This is a genomic window from Streptomyces sp. NBC_00090, assembly GCF_045160815.1.
In the GTDB taxonomy this organism is placed as follows: domain Bacteria; phylum Actinomycetota; class Actinomycetes; order Streptomycetales; family Streptomycetaceae; genus Streptomyces.
This window is the reverse complement of the sequence record NZ_CP108224.1, coordinates 6,569,713-6,592,407: the sequence shown is the minus strand read 5'-3', so window position 1 is coordinate 6,592,407 and position 22,695 is coordinate 6,569,713. Positions and strand designations below refer to the sequence as shown.

The window sequence follows — 22,695 nt, the reverse complement described above, 5'->3', positions numbered from 1 at the left end:
TCTAGACAACCCGCTTGAGACTTGAAGGGCAACACCATGGCTGAGCGCCGCGTCAACGTCGGCTGGGCCGAGGGCCTGCACGCCCGCCCCGCGTCCATCTTCGTCCGTGCCGCCACGGCTTCCGGCGTTCCGGTGACGATCGCCAAGTCCGACGGCACCCCCGTGAACGCCGCGTCGATGCTCGCGGTGCTCGGCCTGGGCGCGCAGGGCGGCGAGGAGATCGTTCTCGCTTCGGAGGCCGACGGCGCCGAGATCGCGCTGGACCGTCTCGCCAAGCTCGTCGCCGAGGGCCTCGACGAACTCCCCGAGACCGTCTGACCCCGCCTTTCCCGTACGACGAAACCGCGGCCGCCGAAATTCCGGTGGCCGCGGTTTCGCATTTGCCGGAGCCGGTATTTTCGGGCAGCACAAATCAGCTCCAGCGAATTCCTATTCTTTGTATACGGCGCGCGCGTTAATTCCGGGCACTCGACGTGTTGACGACATGTTGCGAAACCCTCACACGGCCGCGCTCCGGCCTTTTGAGGCGGTGCAGCCCCAGTGAGCGCTCCGCGTGCAGCGCGGTCAGCGCCCTGGCCCGCTCGGCGTCGCCGCGCGCGACGGCGTCCACGATGGCGCCGTGCTCGGCCCAGGCCTCCACGGGCTGGGCCGGCTGATCGACCGCGTACATCCAGGCGATCTTGTGCCGGAGCTGGGTGAGGAGCGCCGTCAGGGCAGGGCTGCCGGAGGCCTGGGCGAGCGTCTCGTGGAACCAGCCGCCCAGCGAGCGCAGATCCTCGCCCTGGCCGCGCCTGGCCCGCTCCTGCCCCAGCCTGACCAGCCCTCGCAACACCTTGAGGTGCGCCTCCGTGCGCCGCTGCGCGGCCCGGGCGGCGCCCAGCGGTTCGAGCAGCGCCCGCATGTCGAGCAGGTCGGCCGCCTCCTGCTCGGTGGGCTCGGCGACATGGGCGCCCGCGTGGCGGCGGGTGACGACGAAGCCCTCGGACTCCAGCGTGCGCAGGGCCTCGCGGACCGGGACACGAGAGACCCCGTAGCGGCGCGCGAGCTGCTCCTCGGTCAGCCGGCCACCCCGCTCGAAGACACCGGAGACGATGTCGTCCCGGATCGCCGTGCATACCGATTGCGCGGGAACGCGCATGTCCGACCTCCGCCTTGATCCGCGCGAGACAATTCGAGCGATGCCTGTTCCGCGTCCGTTCTGCTTCTGTTCTGCGACTCTATTGCAGCACGCCGAAATTTCCGATGCCCCGACGGAATCCAGGGATATGTTTTGGCCAGCGAAAAGCCCCGGCTCAGTACGAGCCGGGGCTTTTGCGACGCGATCCGGGTGGTGTCAGAGGCTGACGCCGCGGGCGCGGAGGTACGAGATCGGGTTGATGTCGGAGCCGTACTCGGAGCTCGTCCGGGCCTCGAAGTGGAGGTGCGGGCCGGTCGAGTTGCCGGTCGAGCCCGAGATGCCTATCTGCTGGCCCGGCTCGACGGTCTGGCCGACGTAGACCCCGATGGACGAGAGGTGACCGTACTGGGTGTACGTGCCGTCGTGCATCCGGATGACGATGTTGTTGCCGTACGCGCCGCCCCAGCCGGCCTCGACGACGGTGCCGGAGCCGACGGAGACGACCCGGCTGCCGTAGGAGGCGTGGAAGTCGATGCCGGAGTGGCTGCCGGAGGACCAGAGCGAGCCGCCGGCCTTGTAGCCGGTGCTCACGTACGAGCCGGCCACGGGGAGCTGGAAGGAGTTGAGCCGGCGGCGCTCGGCCTCGCGGGCGGCGCGCTCCCTCTCCTCGCGGACCTCCTTGGCGCGGGCCTCGGCCTTGCGCTTCGCCTCTGCCCGGGCCTCGGCCTCGACCTTCGCCTTGGCGGCGGCCTCGAAGGCCTCCTGCTCCTGGGCGGCGACCTGGGCGCTGACCCGGTCCGCGAGGGAGTCCTCGGTGATCACCTGGGTGAGGCCGGTGTCCTCGGCGGAGCGGTTGTCCGTGTCGGCGGCGAGCGCCGGGGAGGCGAAGGTTCCGATCACCCCGGTGGTGGCGAGCGTCGCGACGCCGGCGATGCCCACGCTGCGGCGCGCCATCCGGCTCGGACCACGATGCTTCCCGGTGGCACGGGTGAACGCCATGTAGTGGCTGATCCTTTCCTTCCTTCTCGCCTACCGGGTTAGCTGACGGGTTCGGAGCAGGAAGGTCTCCTACGAGCCCCTCCGTACGAGACGAAGGCGCCCGATTCACCCCAGGGACGTGTTGGGTCCCCGGCTCCCCAGGCTCGCGCCTGACGGGGACTCGGCGATGACTGTCCGTTGCCGCGGACGCGGCACGTGCACCTGACGAACAGCCGCACCGACGCTATGCGGATCGTCTTTCAATCACCAAACAGACACGCCACTTTGTAAGACATGCCACAGGGCAGACAGCCACCCTTGACATCAATTCGGACAAAGCGGATGGCCCCGACGAAACCATGACGTCGGGGCCATCCACCGGCGGATCCGAGGAGCGATCAGCCGGTCACGACGGTGACTTCACCGATGCCGAGCGCGCGCACCGGCTCCACGATCTGCGCCGCGTCGCCCACGAGCACGGTGACGAGCCGGTCCACCGGGAAGGCGTTGACCACGGCCGCGGTCGCCTCGACCGTGCCGGTGTCGGCGAGACGCGCGTACAACTGGGCCTGGTAGTCGGCCGGGAGGTGCTGCTCCACCTGGTCGGCGAGCGTCCCGGCGACCGAGGCCGCCGTCTCGAACTTGAGCGGCGCCACCCCCACCAGGTTCTGCACGGCCGTCTCGCGCTCGGCGTCGGTGAGGCCCTCCGCCGCGAGGGTCCGCAGCACCTTCCACAGGTCGTCAAGTGCCGGGCCGGTGTTCGGGGTGTCGACCGAGCCGCTGATGGCGAGCATCGACGCGCCGTTCCCCGCGGCGTCGGAGCGGAGCACCTGACCGAAGGCCCGCACGCCGTACGTGTAGCCCTTCTCCTCGCGCAGGACCCGGTCGAGCCGCGAGGTGAGCGTGCCGCCGAGGCAGTACGTGCCGACGACCTGGGCGGGCCAGACGCTCGCGTGCCGGTCGGCGCCGATCCGGCCGATCAGCAACTGGGTCTGGACGGCGCCGGGACGGTCCACGACGACGACCCGGCCGGTGTCGTCGGCGGTGATCGGCGGCATCGGCAGCGGCTCGGCCGGCTCGCCGGTCCAGGCGCCCAGCGTCTCGGCGAGGACCTTCTCCAGGTCGACGCCCGTCAGGTCGCCGACGACGACGGCGGTGGCCGTGCCGGGGCGGACGTGCGCGTCGAAGAAGGCGCGGACCGCGGCGGCGTCGATCGCGGCGACCGTCTCCTCCGTGCCCTGGCGCGGCCGGGACATCCGCGACTCGGCCGGGAAGAGCTCCTTGGAGAGCTGCTTGGCGGCCCGGCGGGCCGGGCTGGCCGTCTCGTGCGGGATCTCGTCCAGGCGGTTGCGCACCAGGCGCTCGACCTCGGTCTCCAGGAAGGCCGGGGCGATCAGGGCCTCGGAGAGCAGCCCGAGCGCCTTGGGCAGCCGGGAGACCGGCACCTCCAGGGAGACCCGTACGCCCGGGTGGTCCGCGTGCGCGTCGAGCGTGGCTCCGCAGCGCTCCAGCTCGGCCGCGAACTCCTCGGCGCTGTGCTGGTCCGTGCCCTCGGAGAGCGCGCGGGCCATGATCGTGGCGACGCCGTCGAGACCCGCCGGCTCGGCGTCGAGCGGGGCCGGCAGGTAGAGCTCCACGGCCACGACCTGCTGGCCGGGGCGGTGGCAGGTCAGCACGGTCAGACCGTTGTCCAGCGCTCCGCGGTCCGGGGCCGGGAAGGCCCAGGGCCTGGCGACGCCCGGCTCCGGCTGCGGGTGGAAGTCCATGCTGGTCAAAGACACGGCAGCGTCGGTCACTGGTCCGCTCCCTCTTCCTCGTCGCTGTCGCTCTCGCTCTGTTCGGTGGTCACCGGCTCGTAGACGAGCACCGCGCGGTTGTCGGGGCGCAGCTTGGCCTTGGCGGCCGCCTGCACCTCCTCGGCGGTGATGTCGAGGACCCGGTCGACGGCCGTGAGGGCGAGCTGCGGGTCGCCGAAGAGCACGGCGAACCGGCACAGTTCGTCGGCGCGGCCCGCGACGGTGCCGAGCCGGTCGAGCCACTCGCGCTCCAACTGGGCCTGCGCGCGCTCCATCTCCTCGGGCGTCGGCCCCTCGGCGGCGAAGCGGGCCAGCTCCTCGTCGACGGCCGCCTCGATCTGCGGGACCTCGACACCGCCGGAGGTCTTCACGTCCAGCCAGCCGAGCGAGGGCGCCCCCGCGAGCCGCAGCAGGCCGAAGCCGGCGGCGACGGCCGTACGGTCGCGGCGGACCAGGCGGTTGTGCAGGCGGGAGGACTCCCCGCCGCCGAGGACCGTCAGGGCCAGGTCGGCGGCGTCGCACTCGCGCGTCCCGTCGTGCGGCAGCCGGTAGGCGGCCATCAGGGCGCGGGCCGGCACCTCCTCGACGACGACCTCACGCAGCTGCTCGCCGATGACCTCGGGCAGCGAGCCGTCGCGCGGGGGCAGCTTGCCGTCGTGGGAGGGGATCGAGCCGAAGTACTTCTCGACCCAGGCGAGGGTCTCCCGCGGGTCGATGTCGCCGACGACCGACAGCACCGCGTTGTTCGGCGCGTAGTACGTACGGAAGAAGTTCCGCGCGTCCTCCAGCGTGGCCGCGTCCAGGTCCGCCATGGAGCCGATCGGCGTGTGGTGGTACGGGTGGCCCTCCGGGTAGGCCAGCGCGGTCAGCTTCTCGAAGGCCGTGCCGTACGGCACGTTGTCGTAGCGCTGGCGGCGCTCGTTCTTGACGACGTCCCGCTGGTTCTCCATGGACTCGTCGTCCAGGGCGGCGAGCAGCGAACCCATGCGGTCGGCCTCCAGCCAGAGCGCGAGCTCCAGCTGATGGGTGGGCATGGTCTCGAAGTAGTTGGTGCGCTCGAAGCTCGTCGTGCCGTTGAGCGAGCCGCCCGCACCCTGTACCAGCTCGAAATGACCGTTCCCGTGGACCTGCTTCGAGCCCTGGAACATCAGGTGCTCGAAGAGGTGCGCGAGGCCCGTGCGGCCCGCGACCTCGTGGCGCGAACCGACGTCGTACCAGAGGCAGACCGCGGCGACCGGGGTCAGGTGGTCCTCCGAGAGCACCACGCGCAGGCCGTTCGCCAACCGGTGCTCGGTCGCTGTCAGGCCGCCGGAGCCGGCCTCGGCCGTGGCCGTGTGACCCATGGGCATGTACGTCCCTTCGATCGCGATGTGAAAAAGTCCTGCCACTGTATGCAAGCGCGCCGACACCTGGCGAAGTTCCCGCCCCTTCGAGATGTCCCTCTTCCGGGTCGCGGTCGGCGTTGTCGGTGGCACGGTCCACAATGGTCCGCGTCAGATCAACCATGTTGGTGAAGGAGCCGCAGCCGCGATGGCCCGCCGCAGCACGAAGACACCGCCGCCGGACGACGCGTACGAGGAGAGGATCCTCGACATCGACGTCGTCGACGAGATGCAGGGCTCCTTCCTCGAGTACGCGTACTCGGTGATCTACTCGCGCGCGCTCCCCGACGCCCGCGACGGTATGAAGCCCGTACAGCGCCGCATCGTCTACCAGATGAACGAGATGGGGCTCCGGCCCGAGCGCGGCTTCGTCAAGTGCGCCCGCGTCGTCGGCGAGGTGATGGGCAAGCTCCACCCGCACGGCGACGCGTCCATCTACGACGCCATGGTCCGCATGGCACAGCCCTTCTCCATGCGGCTGCCCCTCGTCGACGGCCACGGCAACTTCGGCTCCCTCGGCAACGACGACCCGCCCGCCGCGATGCGGTACACGGAGTCGCGGATGGCCCCGGCCGCGCTGCTCATGACCGAGTCCATCGACGAGGACACGGTCGACTTCTCCCCGAACTACGACGGCCAGGAGCGGGAGCCGGTGGCGCTGCCCGCCGCCTACCCGAACCTGCTGGTCAACGGCGCGTCCGGGATCGCGGTCGGCATGGCGACGAACATGCCGCCGCACAACCTCGGCGAGGTGATCGCGGCCGCCCGCCACCTGATCCGCCACCCGAACTCCGACCTCGAGACCCTGATGCGTTTCGTGCCCGGCCCCGATCTGCCGACCGGCGGCCGGATCGTCGGCCTCGCGGGCATCAAGGACGCGTACGAGTCGGGCCGCGGCTCCTTCAAGATCCGCGCCACGACGACCGTGGAGACGGTGACGGCGCGCCGCAAGGGCATCATCGTCACCGAGCTGCCCTTCACGGTCGGTCCCGAGAAGGTCATCTCCAAGATCAAGGACCTCGTCGGCTCCAAGAAGCTCCAGGGCATCGCGGACGTCAAGGACCTCACCGACCGCAACCACGGTCTGCGTCTCGTCATCGAGATCAAGAACGGCTTCGTGCCGGAGGCGGTCCTGGAGCAGCTCTACAAGCTGACGCCGATGGAGGAGTCCTTCGGCATCAACAACGTGGCGCTGGTCGACGGTCAGCCGCTCACGCTCGGCCTGAAGGAGCTCCTGGAGGTCTACCTCGACCACCGCTTCGAGGTCGTCCGCCGCCGCTCCGAGTTCCGCAGGACCAAGAAGCGCGACCGGCTCCACCTGGTCGAGGGCCTGCTCGTCGCGCTCCTCGACATCGACGAGGTCATCCGGCTCATCCGGGAGAGCGACAACTCCGCGCAGGCCAAGGAGCGCCTGATGGAGCGCTTCTCCCTGAGCGAGATCCAGACGCAGTACATCCTGGACACCCCGCTGCGCCGCCTCACCCGGTTCGACAAGATTGAACTGGAGAGCGAGCGCGACCGGCTCAACGGCGAGATCGACGAGCTGACCGGGATCCTCGACTCCGACGCCGAGCTGCGCAAGCTGGTCTCGGCGGAACTGGCCGCGGTCGCGAAGAAGTTCGCCACCGACCGGCGGACGGTCCTGCTCGAGTCGGCGGGCGCGCCCATCGCGGCCGTGCCGCTGGAGGTCGCGGACGACCCGTGCCGGGTGCTCCTCTCCTCGACCGGTCTGCTGGCCCGTACGGCGACGGCGGAGCTGCCGCCGGTCGACCCGGAGGCACCGCGGACCAAGCACGATCTGATCGTGTCGTCGGTCGCCGCCACCCAGCGTGGTGACGTCGGAGCGGTGACCTCCGACGGCCGGCTGCTGCGGATCGCGGTGATCGACCTGCCGCAGCTCCCGGACACCGCGAGCACCCCGAACCTCGCGGGCGGCGCGCCGCTCTCGGAGTTCCTGTCCCTGGAGACGAACGAGTCGGTGGTCTGCCTGACCACGCTCGACGAGTCCTCGCAGGGTCTTGCGCTCGGCACCCTGCAGGGTGTGGTGAAGCGCGTGGTGCCGGACTACCCGGCGAACAAGGACGAGCTGGAGGTCATCACCCTCAAGGAGGGCGACCGGATCGTCGGCGCGACCGAACTGCGGACGGGCGAGGAGGACCTGGTCTTCATCACCTCGGACGCCCAGCTGCTGCGCTACCCGGCCGCGCAGGTACGGCCGCAGGGCCGGCCGGCCGGCGGCATGGCCGGCGTCAAGCTGACCACGGGCGCCGAGGTGCTCTCGTTCACCGCCGTGGACCCGGCGGCGGACGCCGTGGTCTTCACCGTCGCGGGCTCCACGGGCACCCTGGACGCCTCGGGCACGTCGGCGAAGCTGACCCCCTTCGACCAGTACCCGCGCAAGGGCCGCGCGACGGGCGGCGTCCGCTGCCAGCGGTTCCTGAAGGGCGAGGACGTCCTGATCCTGGCCTGGGCGGGCACCACTCCCGCCCGCGCCGCCCAGAAGAACGGGACCCCGGTGCAGCTGCCGGAGGCGGACCCGCGCCGCGACGGCTCGGGCACCCCGCTCCCCCACCCGGTCGAGGTCGTCGCCGGCCCCGCCTGACCGACCCGGCGCCACGACAGGACCCCTGTGGGGGCCGGCCACACGGCCTGCCCCCACGGGGGTCCTCCCATGCCGCCCCACCGGACCGCCCCCGTCCCCCTTCCTGGTCTCGGTCCACGGTCCGCCGGACGCGCCTGCCGGAGGGCAGGTAGCCTCGGCCCGATGATCGGCCGGGCCCTGCGCCGGCGGTCCGGTCCCGAGCGAAGGAAGGCCGCGTTGACGGACGAAGCATTCAGCATCGACAAGCGCCCGTTACGTGATCTGCTCCGGCAGGTCGAGGACGGCAGGGCGCAGCTCCCCGAGTTCCAGCGGGGCTGGGTGTGGCCGCATCCGAACATCACCGCGCTGCTCGCGTCGGTCTCGCAGGGCTTCCCGGTCGGGACGGTCATGACGCTGCAGTCCGGCGGGGACGTCCGCTTCAAGCACCGGCCGATCGAGGGGGCCACCCCGCCCCCGGGCGTCGAGCCGGAGACCCTGGTCCTCGACGGCCAGCAGCGGCTCACCTCGCTCTTCCAGTCGATCAAGCTCGACGAGCCGGTGGTCACCCAGGACCTGCGGAAGCAGCGGGTGTCCGGCTGGTTCTACGCCGACATGCAGGCGGTGATGGACGGTCAGACCGACCGCGAGGACGCCATCCGCTTCCTGCCGCGCGACAGGATCGTCAAGAACTTCCGCGGCGAGGTGATCGAGGACTACTCGACTCCGGAGAAGGAGTACGAGGCCCTCCTCTTCCCGCTGAAGTACGTCCTGAATCCCCGCGAGTGGGTGTCGGGCTACCAGACCCACTGGGACTTCGACCGGGACAAGCTCCTGTTCTGGCAGGACTTCGACGACAGGTTCCTCCGGCACTTCGACCGCTACCAGGTGCCCGTGATCTCCCTGGGCCGGAACACGGCCCGTCAGGCCGTCTGCCAGGTCTTCGAGAACGTCAACACGGGCGGTGTCTCCCTCACCGTCTTCGAGCTGCTCACGGCCACCTTCGCGGCGGACGAGTTCGACCTCAGGCAGCACTGGGAGACGCAGGTGAAGGCGGCCTGGGACGCGCCGAAGTACCGCATCCTCAAGGACGTCTCGAACACCGACTTCCTCCAGTCGGTGACCCTGCTGGCCACGGCCGCCCGCCGCGAGGACGCGGTGCGGAGCGGGGTCCCGGAGGAGCGCCTGCCGCGCGTCGGCTGCAAGCGCAAGGACATGCTGGAGCTCGCGCTCGACGAGTACGTGCGCTTCGCGCCGCTCGTCGTCGAGGGGTTCAAGCGCGCCGCGAAGTTCCTGCACCAGCTGTACGTCTTCGACACCCGGTTCCTGCCGTACGGCACCCAGCTCATCCCCCTCGCCGCGATCCTGGCCGTCGCGGGCGACGACGCGCAGAGCGCGGGGGCCCAGGACAAGCTCGCCCGCTGGTACTGGTGCGGTGTCTTCGGCGAGCTGTACGGCGGCTCGACGGAGACCCGGTTCAGCCACGACCTGCCGGACGTCGTGGGCTGGATACGCGGTGCCCTGGGCGAGCCCCGCACCGTCGAGGCCGCGCAGTTCGCCCCCGGCCGGCTGCTGACCCTCCGGACGCGCAACAGCGCCGCGTACAAGGGCATCTACGCCCTGCTGCTCAAGGCGGGCGCGCTGGACTGGCGTACCGGCCAGAAGGCCGAGATCACCCAGTACTTCGACGAGTCGATCGACATCCACCACATCTTCCCGAAGGTGTGGTGCCACGGCGCGGGGAAGGACGCGGGTCTCTCCAACTCCATCGTCAACAAGACCCCGCTGACGGCCCGTACCAACCGGATCATCGGCGGCAACGCGCCCTCCGAGTACCTGGTGAAGCTGGCCAGGAGCGCGGAGACGACGTCCGAGCAGGTCCACGGACACATCCGGTCGCACCTCGTGGCGCCCGAGCACATGGCGGCCGACGACTTCTCCGCGTTCTTCGCCGCGCGGAAGGCAGCGCTGCTCGCCGAGGTCTCCGCCGCGATGGGCAAGGCCATCGCGGACGACGCCGTGGAGGAGGCCGCCGAAGGCCTCTGATCCGCCCCGGGCCGGCGGGAGTCCCACCGGCCCGCGGGAGGTCAGGAGAGCGGGGCGTCCCCGGCCTGGTCCGGCTCCTCGTCGGTCTGCCGCACGTAGCGCAGGACACCCCACATGCTGTGCTCGTCGGGGGTGTCCTCCGGGCCGCTCGGCTCGCATCCGGCGAGCTCCTTGCGCAGGCCGGCGGCGTCGATGCCGGAGCCGATCAGGACGAGCTGGGTGAGCCGCTCCTCCCCGGCGGGCCAGGGCTCGGGGTAGAAGCGCAGGAAGCGGCCGACCGCGTGCACGGCGTAGCGGTTGTCCGGGTCGGCGACGCCGAAGTCGACGAAGCCCTTGATCCGGTAGAGCCCCTCGGGCCTGGAGTCCAGGAAGGTCATCAGCCGGCGCGGGTGCAGCGGGGTCGAGGCCGTCAGCGAGAGGGTCTCGTAGGCCGCGTGCGGGTGGGTGTGGGTGTCGTCCCCGGGGCCGTACAGGATGTCCTCGATCGACATCTGGCCCTCGATCTCGTCCTCCGGGACGACCCGGTCGAAGAGCAGCTCCGGCTCGATCCGGCCGTGGGAGGCCTCGACCACGGCGGCGCGTCCCGCGAGGCCGGCCACGGTGTCCCGGACGGCCCGCAGCCCGTCCTCCGAGACCCGGTCGGCCTTGTTGACGACCACGAGGTCGGCGAGGGCGAGGTGCCTGTCGGTCTCGGGGTGGAGCCGCCGGGTGGCATCGAACTCGGCCGCGTCGACAAGCTGGACGAGCCCTCCGTAGACGATCCGTTCGTTCTCGCTGGCCAGCACCATGCGGACCAGCTCCTGCGGCTCGGCCAGGCCGCTCGCCTCGATCACGATCACGTCGAGCCGGGACTCGGGCCGGGTCAGGACCTCCAGGTACTCGTCGAGCTCGCTCGCGTCGACGGCGCAGCACAGGCAGCCGTTGCCGAGGGAGACGGTGGATCCCACCTGTCCGGCGACGGTCATCGCGTCGATGCCGATGTCACCGAAGTCGTTGACCATGACCCCGATGCGGGTACCCCGGGCGCTGCGCAGCAGATGGTTGAGGAGCGTGGTCTTCCCGGCCCCGAGAAACCCGGCCAGGACGACGACGGGGATCTGCTGCGTGGTCAAGGGTCGTGCCTCCGGTCGCGCGTGCCTCCCACGGACGTGGGAGGCCCCAGGATAGGCGGGATCGCCCCGGCGACCGGGACGGTCCCAGGGGCGGGGCGCGCCGCCGGGACGGTCCGACAGCCGGACCGGGCGCCCCGCCGTCCTGCCACTGCCAACCCCGCCCCCGGCCGTCGCCGCCCGCTCCCGGTGTTCCATGCGCCCGGCCGACAGGCTCGCGTCCGCCCCGGCATTTCCGGTCGCGGCTCCCGGCCGCTTACCTTTTCTGCCATGAGCCCCGCACAGACCAGCCCCGCACGGCCCCTCGCGCGCCGTCGGCGGTTCGGGTGGCCCCAGCGGGTGTTCTCGCAGGTCCTGCTGATGCAGCTGGCCATCGCGACCGGTGTGACCGTCCTCGCCACCGGGCTCTTCCTCGCCCCGCTGAGCGCCCAGCTCGACGATCAGGCGATGCGACGGGCCCTGGCCATCGCCGAGACCACCGCCTCGCCCCGGCTCGCCGCCGACCTCACCGGCACCCCGCCCTCCGCGCGGGGCCCGGTGCAGACGGAGGCCGAACGGATCCGGACCTCCACCGGCGCCGAGTACGTCGTGGTCATGGACACCCGCGGGCTGCGCTGGTCGCACACCGACCCGGCCCAGATCGGCCGTCGCGTCTCCACCGACCCGAGCGCCGTCCTCGCGGGGCAGGAGGTGATGGAGATCGACAGCGGCACGCTCGGCCGCTCGGCACGCGGCAAGGCGCCGCTGCGCGACGCGGACGGCCGGATCGTCGGCGCGGTCTCGGTCGGCATCGAGTACGACAGCGTCCGCGACCGGCTCCTCGCCGCGATCCCGGGCCTCCTCGCGTACGCGGGCGGGGCGCTCGCCGTGGGGGCCCTGGCCGCGTATCTGATCTCCCGGCGGCTCCAGCGCCAGACGCACGACCTGGCCTTCTCCGACATCTCCGCGCTGCTCGCCGAGCGTGAGGCCATGCTGCACGGCATCCGGGAGGGTGTCGTCGCCATCGACCGCACGGGCTCCGTGCGGCTCATGAACGACGAGGCCCAGCGGCTCCTGGGCCTCGGCCCCGAGGCCGCGGGCCGCCCCCTCGACGAGGTCCTCGGCCGGGGCCGTACCGCCGACGTCCTCGCCGGCCGGGTCACGGGTGACGACCTGGTCACCGTCCAGGGCCACCGGGTCCTCATCGCCAACCGGATGCCCACGGACGACGGCGGCGCCGTCGCGACCCTGCGCGACCGCACCGAGCTGGAGCGGCTCGGGCGCGAGCTGGACTCGACCCGGGGACTGATCGACGCCCTCCGCGCCCAGGACCACGAGCACGCCAACCGTCTGCACACCCTCCTCGGCCTCCTGGAACTGGACATGCACGAGGAGGCGGTCGAGTTCGTCACCGAGGTGGTCGGGGTGCACCGGGCCACCGCCGAGCAGGTCACGGAGAAGATCCACGACCCGCTGCTCGCCGCGCTCCTGGTCGGCAAGGCGACCGTCGCCGCCGAGCGCGGGGTCTCGCTGCGGCTCTCCCCGGAGTCCCTGCTGCCCGACCGGCTGGTCGACCCCCGTGAGCTGGTCACCGTCGTCGGCAACCTGATCGACAACGCGCTGGACGCCGTCGCCGGCGCCCCCGGCGCCCGCATCGAGGTCGCCTTCCGCACCGAGGGCCGTACGGTCGTCCTGCGGGTCACCGACAGCGGCCCCGGTGTTCCCGAGGAGCGCCGCGAGCTGATCTTCACCGAGGGCTGGTCGACGAAGGAACCGCCGTCCCACGGCAAGCGCGGTCTCGGGCTCGCCTTCGTCCGCCGGCTCGCCGAGCGCCGGGGCGGCACGGCCCGGGTGACCGACGGCCGCGAAGGCGGGGCCGAGTTCACCGTCGTCCTGCCGGACGCCCTGACCGATCCCGATCCCGCATCGGAGCCGGGACCCGGACCCGCCGGACCCGCCGGGACCACCGCGATCGACTCGACCGACTCGACCGACTCGACCGCCGGAAGCGCCGTCGCGCCGGAACCCGCCGGGGAGGCCCGATGATCGACGTGCTCGTGGTGGACGACGACGTGCTCGTGGCGCGGATCAACGCGGCCTACGTCGCGAAGGTGCCCGGCTTCCGGGTCTCCGCCACCGCCCACTCGACCGCCGAGGCGCTCGCCGCCCTGGCCGAGCACCCGGTGGACCTGGTCCTCCTGGACCACTACCTGCCGGACGAGAACGGCCTCGCCGCCGTACGTGAGCTCCGCGCGCGCGGCCACCAGTGCGACGTGATCATGGTGACGGCGGCCCGGGACGTGGCCACCGTGCAGGCGGCGATGCGGCACGGCGCCCTCCAGTACCTGGTCAAGCCGTTCAACTTCGCGGGGCTGCGCACCAAGCTGGAGGCGTACGCGGCACTCCGGCAGGCCCTGGGGGGCGGCGGCGAGGCGGAGCAGGCCGAGGTGGACCGGATCTTCGGGGTCCTCGCGGCGGGTGTCGTCGCCCCCGACCTGCCCAAAGGGCACTCCCCCACCACGGCCGAGCTGGTCCGGCAGGTGCTGCTCGCCGCGGACGGGCCGCTCTCCGCGCAGGAGATCGCCGAGCGGGCCGGCGTGAGCCGCCAGACCGCGCAGCGCTACCTCAAGCTCCTCGAACGCACCGGCCGGGTACGCCTCTCGCTGCGGTACGGCGAGACGGGACGCCCCGAGCACCGGTACGCCTGGGCGGCCTCACCGCCCGCCTCCTGAGGGACCCGCCCGCTCAGGCCGCCCCGGCCCCCGTCAGCGCCCGGACCTCGGTCTCGGCGTGCCGCGCCTCGTCCGGCGGCTCGGTCGAGGTGACCGTACCGATCCAGCCCGCGAGGAATCCGAGCGGGATGGAGACCACACCCGGGTTCTGGAGCGGGAAGACGTGGAAGTCGACGCCGGGGAACAGTGCTTCCGGGCTGCCCGAGACCACCGGTGACAGCAGGACGAGCAGCACCGCGGGGACGAGCCCGCCGTACACCGACCAGACGGCGCCCCGGGTGGTGAACTTCCGCCAGAACAGCGAGTAGAGCAGCACGGGCAGGTTGGCGGAGGCGGCGACCGCGAAGGCGAGGCCGACGAGGAAGGCCACGTTGAGATCGCGGGCGAGCAGCCCGAGACCGATGGCGGCCGCGCCGATCACGGCGGCCGCGAGCCGCGCCACGGTCACCTCGCTGTACTGCTTCGTGTGCCGACGGCGCAGCGAGCTGTACAGGTCGTGGGCGACGGAGGCCGAGGAGGCCAGCGTGATCCCGGCGACGACGGCGAGGATGGTCGCGAAGGCGACGGCGGCGACGACGGCGAAGAGCACGGTGCCGCCGGTGGAGCCCGCTCCCCCGCCGAGATCGAGGGCGAGCAGCGGGATGGCGGTGTTCCCCGAGGCACTGGAGGCGCGGACCTCGGCGGGGCCGATCAGCGCGGCCGCGCCGAAGCCGAGCACGATGGTCATCAGGTAGAAGCTGCCGATGAGGCCGATGGACCAGACGACGGAGCGGCGGGCGGCCCGGGCGGTGGGCACGGTGTAGAAGCGCGCCAGGATGTGCGGCAGTCCGGCGGTGCCCAGCACGAGGGCGATGCCGAGGCTGATGAAGTCGAGGCGGGCGGTCCAGTCGCCCCCGTAGCGCAGCCCGGGGCCGAGGAAGTCCCGTCCGTGGCCGCTGCGGTCGGCCGCGGCGGAGAGCAGGCCGTTCACATCGCCGTGGAAGCGGAACAGGACGAGGACGGTCAGCGCGATCGTGCCCGCCATGAGCAGGACCGCCTTGACGATCTGGATCCAGGTGGTCGCCCGCATGCCGCCGAGCGACACGTAGACCACCATCAGCGCCCCCACGCCGATGACGGTCCAGGAGCGGGCCGCCTCGCTGGTTCCCCCGAGGAGCAGGGCGACCAGGCTTCCGGCGCCGACCATCTGGGCCACGAGGTAGAGCACGGAGACGGCCACCGAGGAGGTGCCGGCGGCGATCCGCACCGGCCGCTCGGACATCCGCGCGGCGACGACGTCCGCGAGGGTGAACCGCCCGCAGTTGCGGACCAGTTCCGCGACGAGCAGGAGGACGACGAGCCAGGCGACGAGGAAGCCGACGGAGTACAGCATGCCGTCGTAGCCGTAGAGGGCGATCAGCCCGGAGATGCCGAGGAAGGAGGCGGCGGACATGTAGTCGCCGGCGATGGCGAATCCGTTCTCCAGGGGCGAGAACAGCCTGCCCCCGGCGTAGAACTCCTCCGCCGATCCGTGCCGGTCGCGGCTCACCCACGTGGTGATGCCCAGGGTGACGGCGATGAAGACGCTGAAGAGCACGAGCGCCAGGGTCTGGTGGTCTCCGGTCACCGCTGCGCCGCCCCTCTGGTCATCTCCTGCGTGTCCCAGCGCAGTTCCAGGGCGGCCCGGTCCCTACGCAGCCGCGCGTGGCGCGCGTAGGCCCAGGTCAGCAGGAAGGTGGTGAGGAACTGTCCGAGCCCCGCGACCATCGCCACGTTCACCGCCCCGGCGACCGGCCGTGCCATGAGGCCGGGTGCGGCGGTCGCCGCGACGACGTAGGCGAGGTACCAGAGCAGGAAGGCGAGGGTGGCCGGGAAGACGAACCGGCGGTAGCGTCGGCGCACTTCCTGGAAGGCGGGGCTCCGCTGGACCTCCAGGTAGATCTCCGCCGCGCCGGGATCGCGCTGTCGGGGCACTGCCGTGTCGTACCCGGAGGCGTCGATCGGCACCGCCGAAACGTCGCGCCCCTCCTGATTGTCCACCTGCTCCACCGGCCAACTCTCCTTGTCAGCGAACCGTTTCGGCCGCGTGCCCAAGGATGGACAGAGCAGGAAGATCCCGGACTCTTCTCCTCCCTCTCTTCACCCCATCAGGTGACAGTTCTCCCAGGTGGCCCGACCGGGCCGTGCTGATATGCGTACCGCACGGCCCGATCCGGTCGGTCGCCCCTGTCAGGCGTCGATGCGCGAGCGGTCGAGGGTCGCCGCCGAGCTGGTGATGAACTCCTTGCGGGGTGCCACGTCGTTGCCCATGAGGAGATCGAAGACCTGCTCCGCCGAGTCCAGGTCGCCGATGTTGATCCGGCGCAGGGTGCGGTGGCGCGGGTCCATCGTGGTCTCCGCGAGCTGGTCGGCGTCCATCTCGCCCAGACCCTTGTAGCGCTGGATGGAGTCCTTGTAGCGGACCCCCTTGCGCTGGAACTCCAGCAGGGTCTGGCGCAGCTCGTTGTCCGAGTACGTGTAGACGTACTTGTCCTGGCCCTTCTTGGGCTGGACGAGCTCGATCCGGTGCAGCGGGGGTACGGCGGCGAAGACGCGCCCCGCCTCGACCATGGGCCGCATGTAGCGCTGGAAGAGCGTCAGCAGGAGGCAGCGGATGTGGGCACCGTCGACATCGGCGTCGACCAGCAGGACGATCTTTCCGTAGCGGGCCGCGTCGATGTCGAAGGTACGGCCCGAGCCTGCTCCTATGACCTGGATGATCGCCCCGCACTCGGCGTTCTTGAGCATGTCCGAGACCGAGGACTTCTGGACGTTGAGGATCTTGCCCCGGATCGGCAGCAGGGCCTGGAACTCGCTGTTGCGGGCGAGCTTGGCCGTGCCGAGGGCCGAGTCGCCCTCGACGATGAAGAGCTCGCTGCGCTCCACGTCGTCGCTGCGGCAGTCGGCGAGCTTGGCCGGCAGCGAGGAGGACTCGAGCGCGGTCTTCCTGCGCTGCGCATCCTTGTGCTGGCGGGCCGCGATCCGGGTCCTGGCCGCGGCGACGGCCTTGTCCAGAACGGCGCGGGCCTGTGCCTTGGCGTCCCTCTTGGTGGAGGTGAGGAAGGCCTTGAGCTCCTTGGCGACCACGTTCGCCACGATCCGGCGGGCGGCGGAGGTGCCCAGGACCTCCTTCGTCTGGCCCTCGAACTGCGGCTCGGCGAGACGGACCGTCACGACGGCCGTGAGCCCCTCCAGGGCGTCGTCCTTGACGATGTCGTCCTCGGCGACGCGCAGCATCTTGGCCGAGCGCAGCACCTCGTTCACCGTCTTGGTGATGGCCTGCTCGAAGCCGGAGACGTGGGTGCCGCCCTTGGGGGTGGCGATGATGTTGACGAAGGACTTGACCGTCGTGTCGTAGCCGGTGCCCCAGCGCAGGGCGACGTCGACGGCGAGCTCGCGGGTGACCTCGGTCGGGGTCATGTGCCCGCGCTCGTCGAGGACCGGGACGGTCTCCTTGAAGGTGCCCATGCCGGTGAGGCGCTGGATGTCGCAGACGGCCTTGTCCTGCGCGAGGTACTCGCAGAACTCGCTGATGCCGCCGTCGAAGCGGAAGGTCTCCTCGCTCTTGCCGATCCCGGCCAGGTCCCGCTCGTCACGGACGACGATGGTGAGGCCGGGCACGAGGAAGGCGGTCTGCCGGGCGCGCTGGTGGAGGGTCTCCAGCGAGAGCTTGGCGTCCTTGAGGAAGATCTGCCGGTCCGCCCAGTAGCGGACCCGCGTGCCCGTCCGGGTCTTGGGGACGCGCTTGCTCTTCCGCAGGCCGTTGCCCGGGTCGAAGGGGCTGTCGGGGCCCTGCTCCGTGAAGATGCCCGGGACGCCGCGGCGGAAGCTGATCGCGTGCGTGGAGCTGTTCCGGTCGACCTCGACGTCGAGGCGGGCCGACAGGGCGTTCACCACGGAGGCGCCGACGCCGTGCAGGCCGCCGGAAGCGGCGTACGAGCCGCCGCCGAACTTTCCGCCGGCGTGCAGCTTGGTCATGACGACCTCGACGCCGGAGAGGCCGGTCTTCGGCTCGACGTCGACCGGGATGCCGCGGCCGTTGTCCCGGACCTCGACGGAGCCGTCGTCGTGGAGGATGACGTCGATGTGGTCGCAGTAGCCCCCGAGGGCCTCGTCGACCGAGTTGTCGATGATCTCCCAGATGCAGTGCATCAGGCCGCGGCTGTCGGTGGACCCGATGTACATACCGGGGCGCTTGCGGACCGCTTCGAGCCCTTCGAGTACGAGCAGGTGCCGCGCGGTGTAGTTGGAAGCGTCACGGTCTGCGGTCAGCAGCGCACTGGACGGCACGGACGTTTCGGCGGTCACGCGGTTCGCTCCTCGCTGAATTTGAAAACTGGCCCGGTGGGGTAAGGCCCGGCGTCGTTCACCGGTCAGAGGGTACCGATGCCTGGTAGAGCCGTTGTCACGCCACCCTCCCCGATTCCTCATGCTAGTCCAGGGTCGTATGGATGTTCGATCCCTCGATGGGGTGAAGCGAACATCACGTTCCCTTCCAGGCATGAACCATTTAGGCTCCGGGCACGTCCTCATCAACAACCGGCAACCACGCCGGGAGGGCGCACCTACACAAGCAACGCGAAATCCGTAGAGCGAAGCAATACGGCTCATTCGCCGCCAACCGGCAGCAGACAGCCACCTTGGGAAAAAGTTTCGAGGAAAAGCCACGAGCGGGAACGTTTCCGGCCTGGTTGGATGTTGACCCTGGTACGACAGCTCGTCGAGCTAGAGAAGAGGCGACGTGACTACTGTTCTGACCCCCGCGAGCCCCCTGACGGCCGCTGACCGCTGCGACCGCTGCGGCGCCCAGGCATACCTGCGTGTCGTCCTGACCAGCGGAGGTGACTTGCTCTTCTGCGCCCACCACGGCCGCAAGTTCGAGCCGGAACTCAAGAAGATCGCCGCTGAGATACAGGACGAGACGGACCGGCTCACGGACGTGCCTGCCCGCACGACGGGCGACGAGCACTGACGCCTCGCACCCCCGACGAGCCCATATCCGGTCGCTGACCGGACTGCGGGCGGCCATCCCCGCGTGCAAGGGGGATGGCCGCCCGTTCTCGTACCCGGGACCGGAGCCGTCCGGTCAGACGCGCTCCGGCAGCACGGCCGAGATCCGCGTGTAGACACCCGGGTTCTCCGCCTGCCCACAGCCACTCCCCCAGGACACCAGGCCGACGAGCAGCCCCTTGGCGACGAGCGGCCCGCCGCTGTCCCCCTGGCACGCGTCCCTGCCGCCCTGCGGGTCGCCCGCGCACAGCATCGTGTCGCTGCGGTACGGGACGCCGAAACCGCCCGGGTACGCCCGCTCGCACGCCGTGTCCGGCAGGACCTGGACGCGTGCCGTCCGCAGCGTGGAGGCATAGGTCCCGTTGCCGGTCGTGTCCCCCCAGCCGTAGACGTCCGCCTCCGTGCCGGGCGTGTACGCCGGGTCCCCCGCGGGGGCGACTCCGATCACGTACGACTGCGGCAGCGCGCTCGCCAGCGTCAGCACGGCGAGATCGCCCGAGTTCGCCGTCGGGTCGTAGTCGGGATTGACCCAGGTCTCCGAGATCCTCACCTCCTGCCCGCCCTGCCCTCGCAGCGCGGCACGGCCCGCGATGACCACGAAGTCGCGCACCTCCCACGGCTCGCCGCCGAGCACCTCTCGGCCGAGGCAGTGGGCCGCTGTGAGCACCTTGGTGGGCGCGACCACCACGCCCCCGCAGAACTGCCCCGCCCGGGTACCCCCGAACCGGTCACGGCTGGACAGCGCCACGACCCACGGCGCGTCCGTGATCAAGGCCTGTCGGCCGCCCACCACGACGCTGTCGGCGGCCACGGGGGCGGCTGTGGCGAGCTGCCCCGCCGCCGCCGTGATCAGGCCCAGGGCACCCGTCAATGCTCGGGTGAAGGAACCACGCATGGAGCCTCCTGACTCTCCGCTGATGTCGGTTCACCCAGCGTCCAGCACGCGTCGGCCCCGTGCACCCGCGCACACGCGAAGGGCCCGGTTCCTCCCTCTCGGGGAACCGGGCCCTTCGCGTGTGGCTATGCCGCCTCGGACGGATCAGTCGAGGTAGTCGCGCAGCACCTGCGAGCGCGACGGGTGACGCAGCTTCGACATCGTCTTCGACTCGATCTGACGGATCCGCTCGCGGGTCACGCCGTAGACCTTGCCGATCTCGTCCAGCGTCTTCGGCTGACCGTCGGTGAGGCCGAAGCGCATCGAGACGACGCCCGCCTCACGCTCGGAGAGCGTGTCGAGCACGGAGTGCAGCTGCTCCTGGAGGAGCGTGAAGCTCACCGCGTCGGCCGGCACGACCGCCTCGGAGTCCTCGATGAGGTCACCGAACTCGCTGTCACCGTCCTCACCCAGCGGGGTGTGGAGGGAGATCGGCTCACGGCCGTACTTCTGGACCTCGATGACCTTCTCAGGGGTCATGTCGAGCTCCTTGGCCAGCTCCTCCGGGGTGGGCTCGCGGCCCAGGTCCTGGAGCATCTGACGCTGCACGCGCGCGAGCTTGTTGATGACCTCGACCATGTGCACCGGAATACGGATGGTGCGGGCCTGGTCGGCCATGGCGCGGGTGATCGCCTGGCGGATCCACCAGGTGGCGTACGTGGAGAACTTGTAGCCCTTGGTGTAGTCGAACTTCTCGACCGCACGGATCAGACCCAGGTTGCCCTCCTGGATCAGGTCCAGGAAGAGCATGCCGCGGCCGGTGTAGCGCTTGGCCAGGGAGACCACCAGACGGAGGTTGGCCTCCAGGAGGTGGTTCTTGGCCCGGCGGCCGTCCTCGGCGATGATCTCCAGCTCGCGCTTGAGCTTCGGAGCGAGCTTGTCCGAGTTCGCGAGCTTGTCCTCGGCGAACAGGCCGGCCTCGATGCGCTTGGCGAGCTCGACCTCCTGCTCGGCGTTGAGGAGCGGGACCTTGCCGATCTGCTTGAGGTAGTCCTTGACCGGGTCGGCAGTGGCACCGGCGACGGCGACCTGCTGCGCCGGAGCGTCGTCCTCGTCCTCGTCGGACAGGACGAAGCCCTTGCTCTCGCCCTCGGTCTCTTCCTCTTCACCCTTGCCGGGCGCGACGTCCTCGAGGAGCTCTTCGCCCTCGGCGAGCTCGTCGCCGTCCTTCTTGGACGTGGTCTTCTTGGCCGCCGTCTTCTTGGCGACGGTCTTCTTGGCCGCCGTCTTCTTGGCGACGGTCTTCTTCGCGGCCACCTTCTTGGCGGGCGATCCGGCCTCGTCGGCCAGGTCGTCGCTGTCCGCCGCAGGAGCCGTCGCCGAGACGGTGGTCTTCGTCACGGTCGTGCGGGCGGTGACGGTCTTGGTGGCGGTGCGCTTGGCCGGGCTCTTCGCTGCGACGCTCTTGCGGGCGCGCTTCGGCGACTCCGCTGCACTGACCATCAGCGTCACACCCTCTTCCTCGAGGATCTGATTGAGGCTGCGCAGAACATTCTTCCACTGGGTTGGCGGAATCTGGTCAGCTTCGAAGGCCCGACGCACGTCATCGCCGGCGATCTGCCCATCAGCCTTTCCCCGCTCGATGAGCGCCATCACAGACTCGGACTCGGCGATCTCCGGCGGGAGCGTACGGGATGTGCTGGCCGACACGAACAACCTCTCGGAACGATGGAAACGGCTTCCGGCCCCGCCCTGGATAGGGCCGGAGCCGACGACCGTCGACGGAAGGTGCCGACGGCGCGGGTTGGACCGGGGAACTGCACAGCGCCTACGACGGCTGCTGTATTCCTTCCTCGGCTGTCACCTCTTAGGTCATCGCACGGCTCGGAGGAGTGTTACGCCCAATCTTCGTGGCCCGAGTCACACCCCATTCACGACGAAGCGGCCGAACCGGTAGATCTGGGACATTCGCGCCGCCGGAACCCTGGCGCCATCCGGGGAAACCCTGCCGGGCTCCCCGGACCACGCTCGGACCCGGCGGCACGCGATGCGTACGCCTCCGCGCTCCCGGCCACGGTCCGCGGTCAGTGTTCGCGGGGGGCGGGAACGACGCGCTCCACCTCGGGGTGCGCGGTCAGCAGCTGACGCATGGCGGATTCGGCGGCCTGTGCGTCCCCGGCGGCCAGGGCGTCCACGATACGGGCGTGGTGCCCGAGGCAGGCCTCACCGGGACGGTCGCAGCCCGTGACGGGACCGCCGGAGACCTGGAGCGCGGCGCCGACGATGCCGGAGAGGTGCTCCAGCATCCGGTTCCCCGCGAGCTGGATCAGCAGCGAGTGGAACTCGGTGTCCGCGCGGGAGAAGGTGACCGCGTCGCCCTGTGCGAACGCGTGCCCCATGATCTCGACCATGTCGGCGAGGCGCTGCTGGATGTCCTCACGGCCGTGTCCGGCGGCGAGGCGGGCGGCCAGGGGCTCGATCGTCCAGCGCAGCTCGTTCAGCTCACGACGCTGGTTGTCGCGCTGTGGGCCGAAGGCGCGCCACTCGATGATGTCGGGATCGAGGAGGTTCCAGTCGCTGACGGGCCTGACCCGGGTGCCGACGTTCGGCCGGGCGCTGACGAGACCCTTGGCCTCCAGCACGCGCAGCGACTCGCGCACGACGGTGCGTGAGACCTCGAACCGCTGACCGATCTCCTCGGGGACGAGAGGGCGGTCGGCGCCGAGATCGCCGGAGACGATCATCTGGCCGAGCTGCTGGACGAGCTGACCGTGCAGCCCCCGGCCCCGGCTGCCGGCGGACCGGCGGCCGACGCGGCCCAGATCGGTGTCGACGCCCTCCCAGGAGGGCGGACCCACGCGGCCGGCGCCGGGCGCCTCCGCGTAGGGGTAGCGGTCGAGATCGCCCGGGGCGCCGAGGCCGGACTCGACGGAACGGGCGGCGGTCATCATGGTGTGCGCAAGGGTACTCACGCATCCTTTGTCGGCGTTGCTTCCGTGACCCTTGAGGTCTTTGGTGAAAAGCACACGAAAGGGTGATCGGCGCCCCCTGCGCAATTGACGATTTTTCGGACATA

Annotated in this window: 17 protein-coding genes and 1 riboswitch; of the genes, 6 read left to right on the top strand and 11 right to left on the bottom strand. The window is 70.8% G+C overall.

Annotated elements, in window-relative coordinates; all coding sequences use genetic code 11:
- Window positions 1–36 precede the first annotated feature (36 nt).
- Window positions 37–318 (top strand): HPr family phosphocarrier protein, encoded by a 282-nt coding sequence (locus OG361_RS29595; protein ID WP_267046286.1) that lies wholly within the window; start codon window positions 37–39, stop codon window positions 316–318.
- Window positions 319–454: 136 nt separating this feature from the next.
- Here OG361_RS29595 and OG361_RS29590 read toward each other — a convergent pair whose 3' ends face one another.
- The 4 genes from OG361_RS29590 to OG361_RS29575 form a co-directional block, all read right to left on the bottom strand.
- The gene (locus OG361_RS29590; RefSeq protein ID WP_405858310.1) at window positions 455–1,138 is read right to left on the bottom strand and encodes a GntR family transcriptional regulator; all 684 of its coding nucleotides are present in this window, start codon (window positions 1,136–1,138) and stop codon (window positions 455–457) included.
- 195 nt (window positions 1,139–1,333) lie between these two features.
- Window positions 1,334–2,116 carry a M23 family metallopeptidase gene (locus OG361_RS29585; protein WP_405858308.1) on the bottom strand — a complete coding sequence of 261 codons (783 nt, stop codon included), beginning with the start codon at window positions 2,114–2,116 and terminating at the stop codon, window positions 1,334–1,336.
- A 12-nt stretch (window positions 2,117–2,128) separates the two neighbouring features.
- Window positions 2,129–2,292: riboswitch (cyclic di-AMP (ydaO/yuaA leader) on the bottom strand.
- Window positions 2,293–2,493: 201 nt separating this feature from the next.
- Complete coding sequence (locus OG361_RS29580; protein ID WP_405862512.1) at window positions 2,494–3,861, bottom strand: M16 family metallopeptidase; 1,368 nt, start codon at window positions 3,859–3,861, stop codon at window positions 2,494–2,496.
- Window positions 3,862–3,887: 26 nt separating this feature from the next.
- On the bottom strand, window positions 3,888–5,240 hold the full coding sequence (locus tag OG361_RS29575; RefSeq protein WP_405858306.1) for a M16 family metallopeptidase: 1,353 nt from the start codon (window positions 5,238–5,240) through the stop codon (window positions 3,888–3,890).
- Window positions 5,241–5,421: 181 nt separating this feature from the next.
- On the opposite strand from OG361_RS29575, the gene OG361_RS29570 reads away from it, so the two are divergent.
- Window positions 5,422–7,875: a DNA topoisomerase (ATP-hydrolyzing) subunit A gene (locus OG361_RS29570; protein ID WP_405858304.1), complete on the top strand. Its 2,454-nt coding sequence runs from the start codon at window positions 5,422–5,424 to the stop codon at window positions 7,873–7,875.
- Window positions 7,876–8,091: 216 nt separating this feature from the next.
- Entirely contained in the window at window positions 8,092–9,897 is a 1,806-nt protein-coding gene (locus OG361_RS29565) for a DUF262 domain-containing protein (protein WP_405858302.1), read from the top strand.
- Between the two features lie 41 nt (window positions 9,898–9,938).
- Here OG361_RS29565 and OG361_RS29560 read toward each other — a convergent pair whose 3' ends face one another.
- On the bottom strand, window positions 9,939–11,009 hold the full coding sequence (locus tag OG361_RS29560) for a CobW family GTP-binding protein (protein WP_405858300.1): 1,071 nt from the start codon (window positions 11,007–11,009) through the stop codon (window positions 9,939–9,941).
- Window positions 11,010–11,276: 267 nt separating this feature from the next.
- Here OG361_RS29560 and OG361_RS29555 point away from each other — a divergent pair, with 267 nt between their 5' ends.
- Together OG361_RS29555 and OG361_RS29550 are read left to right on the top strand one after the other, a co-directional pair.
- Entirely contained in the window at window positions 11,277–13,031 is a 1,755-nt protein-coding gene (locus OG361_RS29555; RefSeq protein WP_405858298.1) for an ATP-binding protein, read from the top strand.
- The gene (locus OG361_RS29550) at window positions 13,028–13,717 is read left to right on the top strand and encodes a response regulator (RefSeq protein WP_405858296.1); all 690 of its coding nucleotides are present in this window, start codon (window positions 13,028–13,030) and stop codon (window positions 13,715–13,717) included. The genes OG361_RS29555 and OG361_RS29550 overlap by 4 nt, the downstream gene beginning before the upstream one ends.
- A gap of 13 nt (window positions 13,718–13,730) precedes the next feature.
- Here OG361_RS29550 and OG361_RS29545 read toward each other — a convergent pair whose 3' ends face one another.
- The 3 genes from OG361_RS29545 to OG361_RS29535 form a co-directional block, all read right to left on the bottom strand.
- Complete coding sequence (locus OG361_RS29545; protein WP_405858294.1) at window positions 13,731–15,323, bottom strand: cation acetate symporter; 1,593 nt, start codon at window positions 15,321–15,323, stop codon at window positions 13,731–13,733.
- The gene (locus OG361_RS29540) at window positions 15,320–15,736 is read right to left on the bottom strand and encodes a DUF485 domain-containing protein (RefSeq protein ID WP_384567906.1); all 417 of its coding nucleotides are present in this window, start codon (window positions 15,734–15,736) and stop codon (window positions 15,320–15,322) included. The genes OG361_RS29545 and OG361_RS29540 overlap by 4 nt, the downstream gene beginning before the upstream one ends.
- A 189-nt stretch (window positions 15,737–15,925) precedes the next feature.
- Window positions 15,926–18,043 carry a type IIA DNA topoisomerase subunit B gene (locus OG361_RS29535; RefSeq protein ID WP_405858293.1) on the bottom strand — a complete coding sequence of 706 codons (2,118 nt, stop codon included), beginning with the start codon at window positions 18,041–18,043 and terminating at the stop codon, window positions 15,926–15,928.
- Window positions 18,044–18,476: 433 nt separating this feature from the next.
- On the opposite strand from OG361_RS29535, the gene OG361_RS29530 reads away from it, so the two are divergent.
- Window positions 18,477–18,707: a hypothetical protein gene (locus OG361_RS29530; RefSeq protein WP_024754955.1), complete on the top strand. Its 231-nt coding sequence runs from the start codon at window positions 18,477–18,479 to the stop codon at window positions 18,705–18,707.
- 114 nt (window positions 18,708–18,821) lie between these two features.
- Here OG361_RS29530 and OG361_RS29525 read toward each other — a convergent pair whose 3' ends face one another.
- The 3 genes from OG361_RS29525 to OG361_RS29515 form a co-directional block, all read right to left on the bottom strand.
- Window positions 18,822–19,640, bottom strand: coding sequence for a serine protease (locus OG361_RS29525; protein ID WP_405858291.1), 819 nt, complete (start codon window positions 19,638–19,640; stop codon window positions 18,822–18,824).
- 144 nt (window positions 19,641–19,784) lie between these two features.
- Window positions 19,785–21,329: an RNA polymerase sigma factor gene (locus tag OG361_RS29520; RefSeq protein WP_405858289.1), complete on the bottom strand. Its 1,545-nt coding sequence runs from the start codon at window positions 21,327–21,329 to the stop codon at window positions 19,785–19,787.
- Between the two features lie 374 nt (window positions 21,330–21,703).
- Window positions 21,704–22,591: a FadR/GntR family transcriptional regulator gene (locus tag OG361_RS29515; protein WP_405858287.1), complete on the bottom strand. Its 888-nt coding sequence runs from the start codon at window positions 22,589–22,591 to the stop codon at window positions 21,704–21,706.
- Between the last annotated feature and the right edge of the window lie 104 nt (window positions 22,592–22,695).